This is a genomic window from Marinospirillum minutulum DSM 6287 (genome assembly GCF_000422325.1).
GTDB lineage: Bacteria > Pseudomonadota > Gammaproteobacteria > Pseudomonadales > Halomonadaceae > Marinospirillum > Marinospirillum minutulum.
In genome coordinates this window covers 158,633-175,338 of the sequence record NZ_AULO01000008.1, presented here as the reverse complement: position 1 = coordinate 175,338, position 16,706 = coordinate 158,633, and the positions used below count along the sequence as shown (strand labels likewise).

At 42.4% G+C, this 16,706-nt stretch carries 18 protein-coding genes and 1 tRNA gene; 9 read left to right on the top strand and 10 right to left on the bottom strand.

Annotated features, from left to right (window positions below; all coding sequences use genetic code 11):
* The first annotated feature begins 30 nt into the window (after nt 1-30).
* Both H571_RS0100880 and H571_RS0100875 read left to right on the top strand, forming a co-directional pair.
* A complete protein-coding gene (locus H571_RS0100880; protein ID WP_027847653.1) occupies nt 31-243 on the top strand; it encodes a hypothetical protein in 213 nt (70 codons plus the stop codon).
* Nucleotides 243-485 (top strand): DUF6868 family protein, encoded by a 243-nt coding sequence (locus tag H571_RS0100875; RefSeq protein ID WP_027847652.1) that lies wholly within the window; start codon nt 243-245, stop codon nt 483-485. Before H571_RS0100880 ends, H571_RS0100875 begins: the two co-directional genes overlap by 1 nt.
* Here the strand turns inward: H571_RS0100875 and H571_RS15375 are convergent.
* Entirely contained in the window at nt 482-1,240 is a 759-nt protein-coding gene (locus H571_RS15375) for a ComFC family protein (protein WP_051168044.1), read from the bottom strand. The two genes, H571_RS0100875 and H571_RS15375, sit on opposite strands and share 4 nt — an antisense overlap.
* A 62-nt stretch (nt 1,241-1,302) precedes the next feature.
* On the opposite strand from H571_RS15375, the gene bioB reads away from it, so the two are divergent.
* Nucleotides 1,303-2,367, top strand: a complete 1,065-nt coding sequence (gene bioB / locus H571_RS0100865) for a biotin synthase BioB (RefSeq protein ID WP_084482582.1) — start codon at nt 1,303-1,305, stop codon at nt 2,365-2,367.
* A 137-nt stretch (nt 2,368-2,504) separates the two neighbouring features.
* Nucleotides 2,505-2,589, top strand: a tRNA-Leu gene (locus tag H571_RS0100860).
* Between the two features lie 199 nt (nt 2,590-2,788).
* Here the strand turns inward: H571_RS0100860 and H571_RS0100855 are convergent.
* The 3 genes from H571_RS0100855 to H571_RS0100845 form a co-directional block, all read right to left on the bottom strand.
* The gene (locus H571_RS0100855) at nt 2,789-4,585 is read right to left on the bottom strand and encodes an acyl-CoA dehydrogenase C-terminal domain-containing protein (protein WP_027847650.1); all 1,797 of its coding nucleotides are present in this window, start codon (nt 4,583-4,585) and stop codon (nt 2,789-2,791) included.
* Nucleotides 4,586-4,805: 220 nt separating this feature from the next.
* The gene (locus H571_RS0100850; RefSeq protein ID WP_027847649.1) at nt 4,806-6,611 is read right to left on the bottom strand and encodes an acyl-CoA dehydrogenase C-terminal domain-containing protein; all 1,806 of its coding nucleotides are present in this window, start codon (nt 6,609-6,611) and stop codon (nt 4,806-4,808) included.
* 130 nt (nt 6,612-6,741) lie between these two features.
* The gene (locus tag H571_RS0100845; RefSeq protein WP_027847648.1) at nt 6,742-7,275 is read right to left on the bottom strand and encodes a hypothetical protein; all 534 of its coding nucleotides are present in this window, start codon (nt 7,273-7,275) and stop codon (nt 6,742-6,744) included.
* 187 nt (nt 7,276-7,462) lie between these two features.
* On the opposite strand from H571_RS0100845, the gene mltC reads away from it, so the two are divergent.
* Nucleotides 7,463-8,941 carry a membrane-bound lytic murein transglycosylase MltC gene (gene mltC, locus H571_RS0100840; protein ID WP_051168043.1) on the top strand — a complete coding sequence of 493 codons (1,479 nt, stop codon included), beginning with the start codon at nt 7,463-7,465 and terminating at the stop codon, nt 8,939-8,941.
* Nucleotides 8,942-8,947: 6 nt separating this feature from the next.
* On the opposite strand, the gene H571_RS0100835 is transcribed toward mltC, so the two are convergent.
* Complete coding sequence (locus H571_RS0100835; RefSeq protein WP_027847646.1) at nt 8,948-9,445, bottom strand: hypothetical protein; 498 nt, start codon at nt 9,443-9,445, stop codon at nt 8,948-8,950.
* A gap of 278 nt (nt 9,446-9,723) precedes the next feature.
* Between H571_RS0100835 and folE the strand changes: the two genes are divergently transcribed.
* The 4 genes from folE to H571_RS0100815 all read left to right on the top strand — a co-directional run bounded on the left by folE (nt 9,724) and on the right by H571_RS0100815 (nt 11,858).
* Complete coding sequence (folE, locus tag H571_RS0100830; RefSeq protein ID WP_156887821.1) at nt 9,724-10,299, top strand: GTP cyclohydrolase I FolE; 576 nt, start codon at nt 9,724-9,726, stop codon at nt 10,297-10,299.
* A gap of 14 nt (nt 10,300-10,313) precedes the next feature.
* On the top strand, nt 10,314-10,703 hold the full coding sequence (gene folX / locus H571_RS0100825; RefSeq protein WP_036217033.1) for a dihydroneopterin triphosphate 2'-epimerase: 390 nt from the start codon (nt 10,314-10,316) through the stop codon (nt 10,701-10,703).
* Between the two features lie 3 nt (nt 10,704-10,706).
* Nucleotides 10,707-10,955: a hypothetical protein gene (locus H571_RS0100820; protein ID WP_027847643.1), complete on the top strand. Its 249-nt coding sequence runs from the start codon at nt 10,707-10,709 to the stop codon at nt 10,953-10,955.
* Nucleotides 10,956-11,072: 117 nt separating this feature from the next.
* Nucleotides 11,073-11,858 (top strand): TIGR04219 family outer membrane beta-barrel protein, encoded by a 786-nt coding sequence (locus tag H571_RS0100815; protein ID WP_027847642.1) that lies wholly within the window; start codon nt 11,073-11,075, stop codon nt 11,856-11,858.
* Nucleotides 11,859-11,948: 90 nt separating this feature from the next.
* Here H571_RS0100815 and purH read toward each other — a convergent pair whose 3' ends face one another.
* The 5 genes from purH to prmA are packed head-to-tail and all read right to left on the bottom strand — an operon-like array spanning nt 11,949 to nt 16,652.
* On the bottom strand, nt 11,949-13,529 hold the full coding sequence (gene purH / locus H571_RS0100810; protein ID WP_027847641.1) for a bifunctional phosphoribosylaminoimidazolecarboxamide formyltransferase/IMP cyclohydrolase: 1,581 nt from the start codon (nt 13,527-13,529) through the stop codon (nt 11,949-11,951).
* Between the two features lie 25 nt (nt 13,530-13,554).
* Nucleotides 13,555-13,824, bottom strand: a complete 270-nt coding sequence (gene fis, locus H571_RS0100805) for a DNA-binding transcriptional regulator Fis (RefSeq protein ID WP_027847640.1) — start codon at nt 13,822-13,824, stop codon at nt 13,555-13,557.
* Nucleotides 13,825-13,843: 19 nt separating this feature from the next.
* Nucleotides 13,844-14,827 carry a tRNA dihydrouridine synthase DusB gene (gene dusB / locus H571_RS0100800; RefSeq protein ID WP_211219744.1) on the bottom strand — a complete coding sequence of 328 codons (984 nt, stop codon included), beginning with the start codon at nt 14,825-14,827 and terminating at the stop codon, nt 13,844-13,846.
* 60 nt (nt 14,828-14,887) lie between these two features.
* Nucleotides 14,888-15,721 (bottom strand): MJ0042-type zinc finger domain-containing protein, encoded by an 834-nt coding sequence (locus H571_RS0100795; RefSeq protein WP_027847638.1) that lies wholly within the window; start codon nt 15,719-15,721, stop codon nt 14,888-14,890.
* Nucleotides 15,722-15,758: 37 nt separating this feature from the next.
* Nucleotides 15,759-16,652, bottom strand: a complete 894-nt coding sequence (gene prmA / locus H571_RS0100790) for a 50S ribosomal protein L11 methyltransferase (RefSeq protein WP_027847637.1) — start codon at nt 16,650-16,652, stop codon at nt 15,759-15,761.
* Nucleotides 16,653-16,706: the final 54 nt, after the last annotated feature.

The following is a 16,706-nucleotide window of genomic DNA, read 5'->3' as shown; positions in this document are numbered from 1 at the left end:
TAATATTGAATGACTTTTAAGGGGATAGTTATGAATAACCCAAAAGCTGATGCTGCACTTTACTTGCTGAGCGGTTTAATTCAGAGAGTAGCTAAAGATAAGCCGGAGCTTATTGAAGAAATGCTTTCTGGCATTAAGTCAGACCAAGCGGCTGTCTCTGCTGATGTAGATGAAAAAGAGTATATAGATAAAATATTTAAGGAAAGTATTGCTGTCCTTGAAAGAATAAAAGGTAAAGTCTAATGAGTATTGCACAGTTAACAACGTTTTTTGGTTGGGTAGCGGTCATCAATCTTGGCTACCTTCTTGTAGCAGCCTTGATTCTGTTATTTATGAAGAGCGCTATTAGTAGCATTCATAGCAAGATGTTTGATTTAGACGACAAAGAACTCACAACTAAGTATTTTGACTTCTTGAGTAACTACAAAATTATGACGCTAGTGTTTACTGTTGCGCCTTATTTGGCACTGAAGATTATGGCCTAGTGTTTAAATTTAGATGGTGTTTTGGCTGTTGCTAGCAGATCAACACTAAGAGCACCTTGTTTTTTTAATTCTTCCGCTGCCCAGTGACTAGTGGCTCCAGTTGTTATTACGTCATCCAGTAATAACACCCTTTTCCCTGCTATTTCTGAAGCCGCCTTAAATGCACCCCTAGGGTTCAACCAACGCGCCTTGCGGCCTAAGTCTTGCTGGCTAGGAATGTCTTTAACTCTTTTTAAACCCTGCTTAAAAAATGTTAGATCACTAAGCAAGGCTAAACGCTTGGCTAACCAAGTAGGTGCATGATAACCCCGTTGTTTAATACGATCTTTTTGACCTGGAATAACTAGCAGGTAATCGTAGGTTTTATTCTTCTTGGCTAGACTATCAAAAAGCAGGTCTAAGAGAAGGTAGCCTGCGGCAAGGTTTTTTGTGTATTTAAATTCCCAAATAAGCTGACTGTAGGGTGGCAGATAAAGCCAAGGGGCAAAGGCTTGATCAAAAGCTACGGGTGCTTGGTAACAGTAATTACAAATGGGCGGTTGCCGTTTTGTTGTTAAGGGTTCGGCACAAAACTTACAAGCGTTGGTGTTATGAGGCAATTGTTTAAGGCAAAGCTTACACAGGTCACGTTCACCCACTAAGGGATGCATACAGATCAAACAGGTGCCTGGTAATAACCAGCGACTAGACCTATGCCAATAAAAAAGTTTTTTTTGCCAGTCGTTAACCTTGGTAATTATTGTGGTTGACCTCATTAGGCTGCTCCTGCATTATTGCGTTAACTTGTTTTATATTGATGGTTTACAGGATTGGTATTATGACTGAGCAACGCTTTGACTGGAGTAGCGATGAAATTGCTGCACTTTTTGAACTACCCTTTAATGACCTACTGTTTCGTGCCCATAGTGTGCATAGGCAAAATTTTGATGCTAACGATGTGCAGGTTTCAACCTTACTTTCCATTAAAACGGGCAGCTGCCCAGAAGATTGTAAGTATTGTCCTCAGTCAGCTCATTACAACACGGGTTTGTCGAAAGAAAAGCTGCTAGAGATCAACAAGGTGTTAGAACAAGCCAAAGAAGCAAAAAAGGCCGGTGCTAGCCGCTTTTGTATGGGTGCTGCTTGGCGGTCACCAACCGAGCGAGATATGCCCGCCGTGTTAAATATGGTGCGTGAAGTAAAGGCTTTGGGTTTAGAAACCTGCATGACTTTAGGCATGTTAAAAGCAGACCAGGCGGAAGCTTTAGCTGGCGCAGGTTTAGACTATTACAACCATAACCTAGATACTTCGGCTGAATTTTACGGTGAAATTATTACTACTCGCACCTATGACGATAGATTGGCAACTTTAGATAAGGTGCGCCAAGCGGGCATGAAAATTTGTACAGGCGGTATTTTAGGTATGGGCGAGCAGGTGAGCGATCGTATCGGTTTGCTACAGCAATTAGCTTCTTTACAACCCCACCCTGAAAGTGTGCCATTAAATATGTTGGTTAAAGTACCTGGTACACCTATGGAAGATTTAAAAGAGCTAGAGCCTTTGGAGTTTATTCGCGTGATAGCCGTGGCACGTATTTTAATGCCTACCTCACGTGTACGTTTATCGGCAGGTCGCGAAAAATTAAGTAGCAGTGAACAGGCGATGGCTTTTTTTGCTGGCGCTAACTCTATTTTTTATGGTGATAAGTTGTTAACCACTGGCAATCCTGAAGCGCAGCAAGACCTAGCTTTGTTCCGTAAGTTGGGTATTAATGCTAAACAACAAAAGGTACCTGTAGGCGAAGCAGTGCATGAGGCTGCATTATTAGATACCCTGGCAGAAACGACGAGTCTTTATAAAAATGCAGCAACTAGTGTAAAGCCTTGTGGGTTAGTGGTTTAAGCTAGCCAAAGTTAAGTTTTATCTTTTTTTTAAAAAAAGAGTTGACGGAACAAAACTTTGCTGTAGAATACGCTTCATTCCAATCAAGGACGGGGACAAATAAAGTCTCTAACCTTTTGAAAAGAATGAAGTTTTAAGCGGATGTGGTGGAATTGGTAGACACGCCAGATTTAGGTTCTGGTGCCGCAAGGTGTGAGAGTTCGAGTCTCTCCATCCGCACCAAGTAAAGCAGGTTAAATTTAAGCTTTCTTGGTAAACCACAAGTAAGACACAATTATTTAAAACCCAGCCTTTTTTAGAGTCTGGGTTTTTTGCGTTTAGGGCATTTGTTTTTATTCCTTCCTAGTTTGTTTTTCTTCAAACAATAAAAAACCCCTGCCAAAGCAGGGGTTGGTGTTTACTATAAAAGCTTAGGGTTTCATTAGTTGACGTAGAAGGCTTCTTCTTCTAAGTCCATCAATACATCAGCACCCGCTAGTACTTGCTGCTCTAGTGCTAGAGTGCGAGGTAGAATACGCTTAAGGAAGTGATTACCCACCTTAATTTTGGTTGCATAGAAGCCAGAGGTATCGCTAGCAACTTTGCGTTCAGCAACGCTGACCATACGTGCCCACATATAACCGTAAGTTACTAGACCAAAAAGGTTTAGGTAATCAACCGAAGCTGCACCAATTTCTGCTGGGTTTTTATCCGCAGCAGCAATCACTGTTTCAGTTAGTGATTCTAAGCGCTTAAGTTCAGTTTCTAGCGTTGTTGTCCAAGCTTGCATATTAGGTAGGTCTGCACAGCTTGCTAAAAACTCGCGCACTTCTTGTGTAAAGATTTTTACAAACTCACCACGGTTAGAAAAAACTTTACGACCCATTAAGTCTAAAGCTTGAATACCGTTAGTACCTTCGTAAATTTGGGCAATACGTGCGTCACGAACATACTGCTCAGCCCCCCATTCAGTACAATAGCCATTACCACCATAAATTTGCTGGGCTTCAACCGTTGCATCAAAGCCACGGTCAGTAATAAATGCCTTAGCTATAGGGGTCATAAGCGCCATCATATTATCGCCATGCTTACGGATGGTTTCGTCTTCGTGGAACTTGCTTAGGTCTAGCTGCATACCCACGTAAGAAGCAAAAGCACGACTGGCTTCATTGAATGCACGTACGTTAAGCGCCATACGACGAACATCAGGGTGAACTAGAATAGGGTCAGCAGGTTTTTCTGGGTTTTTTGCACCGCCGGGAGCACGCGACTGTAGGCGTTCTTTGGCAAAGTCCATGGCACTTTGGTAAGCCACTTCACCTAAGCCTAAACCTTGAATACCTATGGATAGGCGCTCGTAGTTCATCATGGTGAACATTGCCATTAGGCCACGGTTGGGCTCGCCAATCATGATGCCTTCTGCACCATCAAAGTTTAGAACGCAAGTAGCAGAACCTTTGATACCCATTTTGTGTTCGATAGAGCCGCAGTTAACGTTATTAAAGTCGCCTAGGCTGTTGTCTGAATTAACTTTAAATTTAGGTACTAGGAAAAGTGAAATGCCGCGTGAACCTGCTGGTGCATCGGGAAGCTTGGCTAGCACTAGGTGAATAATGTTTTCAGCTAGGTCGTGGTCGCCGCCAGTTATCCAAAGCTTGCTACCAGTAATGGTGTAAGTGCCATCGCCTTTGGGTTCAGCTTTAGTGCTAATTAGGCCTAAGTCTGTACCGGCTTGGGTTTCGGTTAAGCACATGGTACCTATCCACTGACCCGCATATAAAGGAGGTAAAAACTGCTGTTTGATTTCGTCGCTAGCGTGGGCATCTAACAAAATAGTTGCACCGGTATTGAGTGAAGGGTAAAGCGTAAAGCCAGCGTTAGAAGCATAAAGCATTTCTTCAAATAACACGGTTAGCATTTTTGGCATACCCATACCGTCGTATTCTGGGTTGCCGCCTAGCCCTAACCAGCCGCCTTCAGCCAATGTATTCCAAGCCTCTTTAAAGCCTGTAGGCGTGGTTACCTTACCATTTTCGAACTTAACACCTTCCGCATCACCGCTTAGGTTGATAGGGAAAAGTTCGTTTTCTGCAATTTTTGCACCGCCTTCTAAAATGGCGTTGACTGTGTCTAGGTCTATTCCTTCAGTTGCAGGCATAGATGACCAAACTTTTTCTGCTTCAAAAACTTCGTTTAATACAAACTGCATGTCACGAAGGGGAGCCTTATACATTGCCATATTTTTACTACCTCTATCCTAGTGTACAAAATCTTGTGGTATCGCTAGCTTACCTTGTTTGCTGCATTGCACAAGGCGATAAAACGACTAGTTAGTTCTAGTTAGCTACTTGATTAGATTAGCAGTTTATAGATATCAGGTTAAGGTTTTATCAAGCATTAAAAGTTAAAAAAAGGGGTGACCTAAGTCACCCCAAAGACCCTTCCCTTAAAGAGCTTTGTTAAACTTCAAACGCTAAACCAAAAGCGCTTTCATCCATTGCTAGGAGTGTATCTGCACCTGCTAGCATGGTTGCTGCGTGTGTTTTGGTACGCGGTAGTAAGCGTTGGAAGTAAAAACGTGCCGTGTCTAACTTAGCTTGGTAGAAAGCTTGTTCACTAGTACCTTCAGCTAGTTTTTTCTGTGCAATCTCAGCCATTTGTGCCCAGAAGTAAGCTAGGGTTACATAGCCTGAGTACATTAGGTAGTCTACAGAAGCAGCACCCACTTCCTCGCGGTTTTTCATAGCTGCCATACCAATTTTCATGGTTAAGTCGCCCCACTCTTTATTTAGCTCTGTTAGTGGCTTAATAAATTCGTGCATGGCTTCTTGCTGGCTAGCCGATTGGCAGTATTGGTGAATTTGTTTGGTGAATTTACGTAGGTGTTCGCCTTGGTTCATTAAGATTTTACGACCTAATAAATCGAGTGCTTGAATACCGGTTGTACCTTCGTATAAACGCGTAATGCGTGCATCACGTACAAACTGCTCCATGCCCCACTCTTGAATAAAACCATGGCCGCCAAATACCTGTACGCCTTCATTAGTTGATTCAAAACCCACTTCAGTTAGGAAGGCTTTAACTATGGGGGTTAATAAGCCAAGAAGATCGTCTGCTTCTTGCTTGCTTTCATCCTGACCTTTTTCTACTTTATCGACCAGTTGGGCGGTATAGAAAATAAGTGCACGTCCACCTTCGCTGAAGGCTTTTTGAGTAAGTAGCATACGGCGTACATCTGGGTGCACAATAATTGGGTCAGCTGCTTTTTCAGGTGCTTTAGTACCAGAAAGTGCACGCATTTGTAGGCGATCACGCGCATAAGCTAACGCATTTTGGTAAGAAACTTCGATTAAGCCCTGACCTTGAATACCAACACCAATACGGGCAGCGTTCATCATGGTGAACATAGCCGCCAAACCTTTGTTGGGCTGGCCCACTAGGTAGCCTGTGGCATCATCAAAATTCATGACGCAAGTAGAGTTACCATGAATACCCATTTTGTTTTCTAGTGAGCCACAAACAACACCGTTACGCTCGCCAGCTTCACCTGTGGCATCGGGTAAAAACTTAGGTACTACAAAAAGTGAGATGCCTTTGCTGCCTTCAGGTGCATCGGGTAGCTTGGCTAAAACTAAGTGAACAATGTTTTCACTAATTTCATGATCGCCTGCTGAAATGAAGATTTTGGTACCGGTAACTTTATAGCCATTGTTATCGTCTGGAACAGCCCGTGTTTTAATTAAACCTAAGTCAGTACCACAGTGCGGTTCGGTTAGGCACATGGTACCTGTCCAACGACCTTCAATTAGCTTGGTTAGGTAGGTTTGCTTGAGTTCTTCTGTACCGTGGTGTTCTAACGCACTCATCGCGCCATGTGACAAACCTGGGTACATACCCCAAGAAAGGTTGGCAGAACAAATCATTTCGTTTAAAACCATACCTAAAGATTGTGGCAAACCTTGGCCACCGTATTCGGTATTTTGGCTAATGGAAGGCCAGCCACCTTCAACATACTGTTGATAGGCTTCTTTAAAGCCTTCTGGAATAGTAACTACGCCATCCTTAAGCGTGCAGCCTTGTTGGTCACCTATTTGGTTAAGTGGAGTAAGCACGTTCTCTGCAAATTTTGCGCCCTCTTCAAGAATGGCGTCGGCAACCTCAACAGCGTCTTCACCCTTAGGTAGGCTGTTGTAGTGACTTGGAAAGTCGAGTAGTTCGTTCATTACAAAACGCATATCGCGTAGGGGGGCTTTATAAGTTGGCATAGTGACCTCTTGCTCTTTGGCTAATTGTTGTTAGTTGCTACTTACTGGGTTTGTTGTTCAAACGTATGTTTGAAACTTAAGCTATGCGTTGGCGGCTGTCAAGCAGTTGCTAGCGTCTTTTTTTATAAAGCTAGGCAACGAGGCTAATTTCAGTACCTTTATTGTAGGGAAGTCGATTGGTTGCTGCTAAATCGAAGGTGTCAAGTATTGCTTGGGCAGCAGTAGCTGGTTGCTTGCCTTCAAGCAATTGGTAGCGCATAGCAACTGCAACTGCTTGGGGGCGACGTAAGCCAAAACTAAAAGAGATGGGTAAGGGTGGGCGTTTGCGGCCATAGCGAATTTCATCAGGCTTGAGTTCAATAGCTGAAGGAATCGATGTGCTGGTTAAACTGGAGTTTAAATCGACAGTGAAATCTGGGTAGCTAGTGTTAGAGTCAGTAGAAAAGGTTGTTTCTGCTAGCTCTTGTAGCGGTTCTGGCTGCTTGGTTTGTTTTGCTGCTTTATCGTCAATTTTTTCTATTGCAAGCTGCTGACTTGTTTGTTTTGCCTGATTTTCATTGATTGCTGCTTGCGTTGACGAGGCAGGCATTAGGTCGCTAGCGGCATTTTTTTTCTGCCGGTTAAGTGTTGATGCGCTAGTGTTTTCGACCGAAGGTAGCAGCATAATGAATTCCAGTAGTTTTGCTGGCAAAATTTGGTTATTAACTAATCTGTGATTAATTATTAAACAGTATAGGCAAAAGCTAGAGGTGCGACAACTTAGTCTTTGCTAATTAAGTAGAGTCTGCAACTTTAGTAGCTTTGCTTTATAATGCCTTAATATTTTTTATTGCTTGATGACAGGGATACAGATGTATTTTTTAAACTGCTTTTCACGCGCTAAATTCGCCTTAATTATTATTGTTTCAGTCTTTTTGGTCGCTTGTCAGGGAGGGGTTAATAATGGCACGTCCAGTCACGTTTCGACAGGCGCTAAAAGCCAAGTGTTAATCCAGCCCCAGCCTAATACAGTTAAATCTGTACCTGTTAAGCGTGAAGCAACCAAGGCACCACCTAAACCAAAACCAATTGCACCAGCTGAAACAAGTGTGAAAGTTTTAACGGCTGACCCACAGCAGGGGATTCCTTTAGGTGATGATACTAGTATAGAAGTCGATTCAATAAAGCCTGTAACCCAACCCAAGCAAACGTCTAAACCTGCTTTAATTGTAGCGCCTTTAGTAGAAGAAAAAGAGCCTGTAGATTCAGCTGAAACTAGCTGGCTTGATCGCTACCCTAACTTGTCAGAAGATTTAAAAGACTACCAGAAAATTGTTGTTCAGCTTGAGCAGGAAGCCAAGGCTTACCGTGAACGTGTGACCGAACTGCAGGAGGAAGTGAAAAAACAATGGCGAGGAGCGCCATTGATTACTACTTCTGCTCACCAGTTTGTTAAATACACTGACGGTTATCAGAGTCGTGGTGAAATGGACTTTGATACTGGTAAGATTGTTGTTGAAACGGTTGATCAAGCTAACCCCAAGCAGCATTTAAAAGAAGCCATCATTACTACTTTGCTAACACCTTATGATGCTGAAAATCCTGAAATCTATTCTGATAAAAAAATTAATTATGATGGTCCTGCTTTATTGGCTGGTCAGGTTTTAGATCATGAAGGTCAACCAGTAAAATGGGAGTGGCGTGCAGAGCGTTATGCTGAATATTTAGTTAATAACAGTGTGCAACAGGTTGATCGTAATGGGCAGACTGTTTATCGAGTAGAAATTCCCCTAGTAGCTAACCACACTCAGGTACGTGGGCATCAATATGAGCACCTAGTAAGAGCAGCAGCACAACGTTATGGAATAGATGAAACACTGATTTATTCTATTATGGAAACCGAAAGCCACTTTAATCCCTATGCCACTAGCCACATTCCAGCTTATGGTTTAATGCAAGTGGTACCTTCCACTGCTGGAAAGGATGTTTTTACACGAATAAAAAAGCGTAATGACCAGCCTTCTCGCAATTATTTATTCAATCCGGCTAACAATATAGATACTGGAACGGCCTATTTAAGTATTTTGCGCGATAACTACTTAAATGGTATTCGTCATCCTTTGTCTAAGGAGTACGCGATGATTTCAGGTTATAACGGTGGAGCAGGTAACGTGTTACGTACTTTTCATAAGGATCGTCGTCAAGCAGTAAACGTTATTAATCAGCTATCACCTCAGCAGGTTTATGATCGCTTGCATTTAAAGCACCCAAGAGCTGAAGCTAGAGGGTATATACGTAAAGTAACAGAGGCACAACAGCGCTACCGCACCTTGGCCTCTGTCGAGCGTTAGAAAAAATTAGTTACTTTGTTCTAAACGGCTTTTGTTTACTTCGCGCATAGCATTCACTTCAGCAACCAGTTGCGATGCATTTTTAACTTCAAAGGTATAGCTGCTTCCGCTATAAAGGGTAACTTCTGAACACTTGCCTTTTTTACTAGTGCAAAGCTCGTTAGTGTTAGCAAGAATTTGTGCTTGTACTTTTTTGTCTGTAAAAATATCGCCTTTATCACTAATGCAACGTAGCTGTTTACTTTGCAGACTAAATTGACCGCCTTGTAACTTAACATCGGCAGAAAGGGTGCAGTTGCTTAAATGGTAAGTAGAAGTGCCTTCAACACGGTTCGTTTCTATAGAAAACCATAGGTTGCGGCGTGTTTCGCCTTCTTTTAAAACAACCTGATTAACAACAGTAGCGTTAAGCATTTGACCAGGTTCTAAGGGTAGAGTTGGCTGAGCCGCCACAACTCCAAAGGAAGCGCTCATTAGTGCGAAGGTTGTTATTAACTTCTTCATAGTGTTTTGATCCAAGTTCAGTTTGATTTTCTTTAGCGAAGTATAACAGAGTACTTTCGAAGGTTATTCATGTCAGTTTGCCGCATCGTTGTTTGACCTAAGGTGGTTTTTGACTAGAATCAATTTCACTGCTGCTAATTCCTACTAAAACACTGGGAATAGCGCTAGTGTTTTTTTAAGAAAAGATATACATTTCTTCTACGAAAAGGAGCTTAGGTCAACTCTTGGCTAATTAATTAACTCCTTATATTAATGCTCTAACATAAGTAAAACCTGAAATGAAAAATGATACAAGCGAAACAATTTATGATTCTTTAGTACCTCATTACCAAGCAATTATAAAAAACCTTGGTGAAGATCCACAACGTGAAGGGTTGGTTGACACACCTGTACGAGCAGCTAAGGCAATGGAGTTCTTAACCCAGGGGTATCGGCAGGATTTAGACACCCTAGTTAATGGTGCGGTTTTTACTTCTGATACCGATGAGTTGGTTATAGTTAAAGATATAGAGCTTTACTCTATGTGCGAACACCACCTTTTGCCCTTTATTGGAAAGTGTCACATAGGCTATTTGCCTAAGGGAAAGGTACTGGGTTTATCTAAGTTTGCCCGTATTACCGATATGTTTGCTCGTCGTCTACAAATTCAAGAGTTACTAACTAAGCAAATTGCTGAAGCAGTACAAGAAGTAACAGGGGCAGCAGGTGTAGCGGTAGTCGTGGAGGCGCGTCACCTGTGTATGATGATGCGTGGGGTAGAAAAACAAAATTCAATGATGCGTACGTCTGTTATGTTAGGTCAGTTGCGTGAGTCTGCAACGACTCGCCACGAATTCCTTAAGTTAATTGACTAAGCAGGGATGAAGTAATGCTAAATAAAAATCCTCCTACCTTGGCAACGATTCGGATAAAAAATTTACGCCTAAGAACCTACGTAGGGATTAATGAAGATGAAATACAAAACCAGCAGGATATTTTGGTTAATGTGGTTATAGGCTATGCGGCTGATAGAGCTGTACAGTTTAACCGTATAGAAGAAGCACTGAATTATCGTACCATCACTAAAGAAATTATTGCTCATGTTGAAGGGGGGCGCTTTGCTTTGCTTGAGCGCTTAACCAAAGAACTATTAGAAATTGTGATGAATTACGAACAAGTTGAAGTTGCGGAGGTAGAGGTCGATAAGCCACATGCCTTACGGTTTTCTGACTCTGTTTCTGTTACCCTTAGCGCAAGAAAAGAGCAACCTAGAGGGTAACTAATGACTGATGAATCGCCTGCTCAAATGAATAATAACTTGGCTATTTTGGCTGTGGTTTTAGCTGTTGCTGGAATTATGTTTGCTGGCTTTGGGCCTTGGTTTATTCTGCCATCTTTAATAGCAGCTTGGTTTGGTTGGCAAGGAATTAATAAAAACCCTCAACGCTATACGGGTAAGCTTTTTGTTTATGCAGCAGTGGTACTTAACCTGCTACTTTTAGTGCTTTTTGGCTTTTTATATTTCAGTTAATTCCTGTGTTGATTTGTTGATATTCCAGTGCTTGCTATTCATTAAACGCCTTAGCTTGCCGATAAGCACTTCAGCTCTTATAAGTCGTTGTAGAACCTAATTTTAATGGAGATAAGTATGCGTAAAATTTTAGCTCTTGCTGGTGCGGTATTACTGCCTGCAACTGCCATGCAAGCTCAAGCAGTTGAGTTTAATGTTTTGGCTGGCGGCAATGTTTGGAATGCTAGCCCTTCAGGTAGTATTCAGGGTAAAAAAAATGAAGCCAATCTAGATGTAGAAAATACCCTAGGCTTGTCGAGTGAAAATCAAACCCACTTTTTTGTGCAGTTTGATCACCCAGTACCCGTTATCCCAAATATAAGAGTTAGCAGTACCGCTTTAGATTTTTCTGGTAATAAAGCTGCTAACTTTAAGTTTTTGGATCAGAGTTTTAATGGTAATTTGCAGAGTAAAGTTGATCTTAGCCATACCGATTTTACAGCCTATTACCGTTTGTTAGACGGTATAACTTCTTTTATTCCACTAGTCGATTTACGTGCTGAACTGGGTTTAACGGTTCGCCAGTTTAATGGTGAGTTTTCAGTTACAGAAAGTGCTACAGGCACAACTAAGTCTATTGATTTAAGCGCACCTCTACCTATGGGTTATGCGGGCTTACGTGTTGGTTTACCTAGGGGTATTTCTGTTGGCGCTAAAGTAGATGCCATAGGTTATAGCGGCAACAGCTTGTCAGATGTAACTGTAGATGCGCGTTACCAGTATGATGGCTTGCCATTAATTAAGCCGGGAATAACTGCTGGTTACCGTAGCTTTAATGCCAAGCTTGATGACCTAGATGATACTTATGCTGATCTTGAGTTTAGTGGTGCTTTCTTTGGTGCTTACCTTCGTGCTGGTTTTTAAATACGATTTAAAGCATTAAATTTTGGTTACAAAAAAGCCGCAATCTTTTAAGACTGCGGCTTTTTTTATTGCTTAATTAACCGCTTTTAATCAATGCAGGAAGTGGCGCATCCCCGTAAACACCATAGCAATGCCCGCTTCATTAGCGGCTTGAATAACTTCGTCATCACGCATAGAACCACCTGGCTGAATAACGGCTGTAATACCAGCGGCTGCTGCTGCATCGATACCATCACGGAAGGGGAAGAAGGCATCAGATGACATAACCGAACCTTTGACTTCTAAGTTTTCATCCGCTGCTTTAATGCCTGCAATTTTGGCTGAATAAACACGGCTCATTTGGCCAGCGCCTACACCAATGGTACGGCCATCTTTTGCATAAACAATAGCATTAGATTTAACGTACTTGGCTACTTTCCAAGCAAAAGCTAAATCAACAAGCTCTTGTTCAGTAGGTGCACGGTCAGTCACTACTTTTAGTTCATCTAAGCTAACTGCGCCTAAGTCACGGTCTTGTACTAACAAGCCACCAGTAACACGCTTAAAGTTAAGTGCTTGGTTGCGTTCACCTGGCCAAAACTCACTTGCATCGAGTAGACGTAAGTTTTTCTTACTAGCAATAATTTCTTGTGCTGAGGCATCTATACCAGGGGCAATAATCACTTCTGCAAACTGGCGGTCAACTAGGGTACGGGCAGTTAAAGCATCGAGTTTTCGGTTGAATGCAATAATGCCACCAAAAGCACTGGTTGGGTCTGTTTTGAAGGCTAGGTCATAGGCTTGATGTAAGTCTTTACCTACTGCAACGCCGCAAGGGTTAGCATGTTTAACAATAACGCAAGCTGGCTCGCTAAAGGCTTTAACGCATTCAAAAGCAGCATCGGTATCAGCAACATTATTGAAAGACAGTTCTTTACCCTGCAATACCTTGGCAGTGGCTACACAAGCCTCATTAATATTGGCTTCTGCATAGAAAGCTGCTTTTTGATGAGGGTTTTCACCGTAGCGCATTTCTTGACGCTTAATAAATTGGGTATTGAAGGTGCGAGGGAAGTCTTCACTACCTTCTTTAACTTTACGACCCAAATAGTTAGCTATGGCAGAGTCATAAGCTGCTGTGTGTTCAAAGGCCTTTACTGCTAAATCGAAGCGGGTAGGTTGGGTAACTGCACCTTGGTTAGCGTCCATTTCTGCTAGCACTTGCTGGTAGTCGCCCGTGTTCACCAGAATAGTAGTATAAGCATGGTTTTTGGCACAGCTGCGCACCATAGCTGGGCCACCAATATCTATGTTCTCAATTGCCATATCGAGTGTGCAATCATCACGGGCAATAGTGGCTTGAAAGGGATAAAGGTTAACCACGACTAAATCAATAGGGGTGATTTGGTGTTCTGCCATAATCGCATCATCTTGCCCACGACGACCTAAAATTCCACCATGAATTTTAGGGTGAAGGGTTTTAACGCGGCCATCCATCATTTCAGGGAAGCCGGTATGTTCAGATACTTCAGTGACTGCAAGGCCGGCATCTTTAATTAACTTAAAAGTGCCGCCAGTAGAAAGGAGTTCTACGCCTCGCTCTAATAAGCCTTTAGCTAGTTCGACGATGCCATTTTTGTCAGATACGCTAAGTAGGGCGCGACGGATAGGAAGAGGTTGTAGTGTAGACATAAGCCTAGTTGAGCTCCTTAAAAGCTTAGATAAGGTCGTATTGTTTAAGTTTCTTGCGCAAAGTACCCCGATTTAAACCGAGTAGGCTAGAAGCTTGGGTCTGGTTATTTTCTGTGTAGCGCATTACTGCCTCAAGCAGAGGTGCTTCTACTTCAGTTAATACCAGTTCATAGAGGTTATTCACTGGCTGACCGTCGAGTTGAGCAAAATAATTGTCCAGAGCACGAAGAACACTTTCGCGTAGTGGGCGATCTTGTTCCGGTTTGGCTAGTGTGGTTTTTCTTGATTCAGTCACTTTGGATTAATTCTATTATTCAGTTAGGCCCGAAGGCGGTGGGTGCTTCTTTTAAAAAAATACTATCAAGTAATGCTTGTTGCTCATGGGTTGTTTCTAGCTGATTGAAGGTTTTACGCCATTCATTCATGCCAGCTTGTTGCAGATACCAGCCAAAATGCTTACGAGCGACTCTTGTACCCATGAAATCACCGTAGGTTAGGTAAAGTCCTTTTAAGTGTTGGCTAATAATACTATGAATTTCTATGGGTTCAGGGTCTGGGATAAGCTGTTGGTTTTCTAGCCAGCTTTTAATTTGGCTGAAAATCCAAGGTTTACCCTGTGCTGCTCGTCCTATCATAACGGCAGTTGCACCTGTTTTATCTAATACTTCTTTAGCTTTTTGTGGTGAATTGATATCACCATTAGCTATTACAGGAAAGCTAACTGCTTGGCAGACTTCTGCTAGGGTGTCGTATTCTGCTTCACCCTTGAAACGGTCTTCTCTTGTTCTTCCGTGAACTGTTAGCGCTTGTATCCCTTCTTGCTCAGCAAGTTGCGCAATTGTAACAGCATTTTTATGGTTTGCTGACCAACCAGTACGAATTTTTAAAGTTACAGGTACATCAACGGCCGCTACAACGGCTGCTAATATTTCTGCAACCAATTTTTCATCACGTAAAAGTGCAGAGCCAGCAGCTTTTTTACAAACCTTTTTGGCTGGGCAACCCATATTAATATCAATAATTTGTGCACCTAGTTTAACATTAGCTTGGGCAGCCGCAGCTAACATTTGTGGGTCACCACCCGCAATTTGTATCATTCTAGGTTCTGGTTCATCTGCATGAGGCAAGCGCAGACGTGATTTCTGTGTATTCCATAAAGACTGGTCGCTAGTGACCATTTCTGCAACAGTTAATCCTGCACCAAAGGAGCGACATAAGGCTCTGAAAGGGCGGTCTGTTACTCCGGCCATAGGCGCTAGCACCAGAGGTGTAGTGATTTTGTAACGACCTATTTGCAACACGCAGTAAACTCGACCAGTTATTCAAGGGACGGTATCTTACCCTGCAAGGCGTGAGTATTAAAGCTTAGCGTCTTCTAAATGTGCTTGAATGAGTGCACTTTGTACAAAGGTGCTTGGTCTGTTAACACTGACTGTAATGGCTTGGCTAGTGCCTGCTTCAAGTTCTCTAAAGTTAGTTGCTAGCTTGTTACTAGTAATTATCTCAGAGCTAATTGGCTGGGAACTTAGATTAAGCAGCTGAATGTTTAAACTGGGCAGTGCTAGTTTTTGCTGGGAGGTGTTAGTTAACTTAAAATGTACATCCATTTTTTTTGGATCGTTTGCAGGGGATAAGCGTACTTCAGTAAACTGGTAATAATTAGGTGTGGCTGAATTAGAGAATACCCAGCTACCCACTAAAATGGCTGCAATTAAAACAAACAAACTGGCAATAAAAGGTTTGCTGAGTTTTTTTTGTGATTTATTGTTGGTAACTTGGTCTGTTTCATTTTCTGCTTCGTTTTCATCAGTGTTAGCCTTGTCAGTTTTTAGAAGACTGTCGATATAGCTAAAGTCATCTTCTTCATCTTCTAGAGCAATCACTTCATCTAGACTGACTGGCTGGTTAGGCAGGGTAGCAGGTGGATGTTCTTGTAGCGTTGGAATTTTAGTGTTTTGTATAGACAAAGCTGCTGGGTCATCAGCTTTTTCTTCGTTGCTTGGGGTAAAGTTTTGTTGAGGGTTAGTATTAGCCTCAGGAAGATCGACTAGGTGGTAGCTTGCATTAAAAATTTTCATGCACTCGCCACACCTTACGGCACCTAAGGCTAGCTGCATTTCTTCTTCGCTAACATCAAATACACTTTGACAGTGGGGGCAGCGTGTTAGTTTGGTTGGGGTAGTTGTATTCATGCAGCAAAAGTCCATTCAGTGTTGCAGTTCAGACCCTTTACTTACGTTTACCAGTTATTCTAACCCAGCCATCTTCTTGGGTTGGTTTATCTAGCTCAAACCAAGGGCTATAAGCACGACTAACTTCTTCAGCTTGGTGACTTAAAATACCCGAAAGCGCCATGCTTCCACCCGGCTTAATACGACTAGCAAGTTCTTGGGCTAATGAAATTAAGGGGCCAGCAAGAATATTGGCAACTAATACATCGCAACTAATCGCTGGACAATTTTCTGGGTAATAAACTGGAAAGCGTTGTGGATCTAGATGATTACGCTCAGCGTTTTGCTGACTAGCTTGCAAGGCTTGAGGGTCTATATCTGTACCCCAAGCTTGTTTAGCACCTAGTAATAAACCAGCAATTCCAAGAATGCCAGAACCGCAACCAAAATCAAGTAGGGTTTTGTTTTCAAGGTTAAGGCTGGCTAACCACTGCAAGCACAGCTTGGTAGTAGGGTGGGTACCCGTTCCAAAAGCTAAACCAGGGTCTAATATAAGGTTTACCGCATCCGCATCTGGTGCTTCTAACCAGCTGGGCACTATCCATAAACGTTCGCCCATATGCATGGGTTTAAAGCTATCCATCCATTCACGTATCCAGTCTTTATCTTCCAGTATTTCTAACTGGAGTTCTGGCATAGGTTTGTTTGGGTAGTTGGTTTGCCAAAGTGCTTGCATTGTATGCAACATTTGATCGGCATTTTGTTTACCATCATACAAGCCTGTTAAGAGTGTGGATTGCCAAAGCGGAGTAGTACCATGGATAGGCTCAAAAACAGGCTGATCTTCAGCGTCTGTCAGCGTTATAGCGCATGCACCTGCATCAACTAGCCAGTTTTCAAACGCTTCTGCCTGTTCTGGGTTGATAAGGGTTTTAATTTGCAACCAGGACATAGTTTACCTAGGGCTTGAATAACAGAAGGTTTAAAAGCCATCCTTGGCTTAGCA

Coding starts and splice junctions, on each gene's coding strand:
- H571_RS0100795 (WP_027847638.1), bottom strand. CDS start 15,721: ATGAATACAACTACCCCAACCAAACTAACACGCTGCCCCCACTGTCAA.
- H571_RS0100835 (WP_027847646.1), bottom strand. CDS start 9,445: ATGAAGAAGTTAATAACAACCTTCGCACTAATGAGCGCTTCCTTTGGA.
- bioB (WP_084482582.1), top strand. CDS start 1,303: ATGACTGAGCAACGCTTTGACTGGAGTAGCGATGAAATTGCTGCACTT.
- purH (WP_027847641.1), bottom strand. CDS start 13,529: ATGTCTACACTACAACCTCTTCCTATCCGTCGCGCCCTACTTAGCGTA.
- folX (WP_036217033.1), top strand. CDS start 10,314: ATGCTAAATAAAAATCCTCCTACCTTGGCAACGATTCGGATAAAAAAT.
- folE (WP_156887821.1), top strand. CDS start 9,724: ATGAAAAATGATACAAGCGAAACAATTTATGATTCTTTAGTACCTCAT.
- H571_RS0100815 (WP_027847642.1), top strand. CDS start 11,073: ATGCGTAAAATTTTAGCTCTTGCTGGTGCGGTATTACTGCCTGCAACT.
- H571_RS0100845 (WP_027847648.1), bottom strand. CDS start 7,275: ATGCTGCTACCTTCGGTCGAAAACACTAGCGCATCAACACTTAACCGG.
- H571_RS0100850 (WP_027847649.1), bottom strand. CDS start 6,611: ATGCCAACTTATAAAGCCCCCCTACGCGATATGCGTTTTGTAATGAAC.
- prmA (WP_027847637.1), bottom strand. CDS start 16,652: ATGTCCTGGTTGCAAATTAAAACCCTTATCAACCCAGAACAGGCAGAA.
- H571_RS0100875 (WP_027847652.1), top strand. CDS start 243: ATGAGTATTGCACAGTTAACAACGTTTTTTGGTTGGGTAGCGGTCATC.
- H571_RS0100880 (WP_027847653.1), top strand. CDS start 31: ATGAATAACCCAAAAGCTGATGCTGCACTTTACTTGCTGAGCGGTTTA.
- H571_RS0100820 (WP_027847643.1), top strand. CDS start 10,707: ATGACTGATGAATCGCCTGCTCAAATGAATAATAACTTGGCTATTTTG.
- H571_RS0100855 (WP_027847650.1), bottom strand. CDS start 4,585: ATGGCAATGTATAAGGCTCCCCTTCGTGACATGCAGTTTGTATTAAAC.
- H571_RS15375 (WP_051168044.1), bottom strand. CDS start 1,240: ATGAGGTCAACCACAATAATTACCAAGGTTAACGACTGGCAAAAAAAA.
- mltC (WP_051168043.1), top strand. CDS start 7,463: ATGTATTTTTTAAACTGCTTTTCACGCGCTAAATTCGCCTTAATTATT.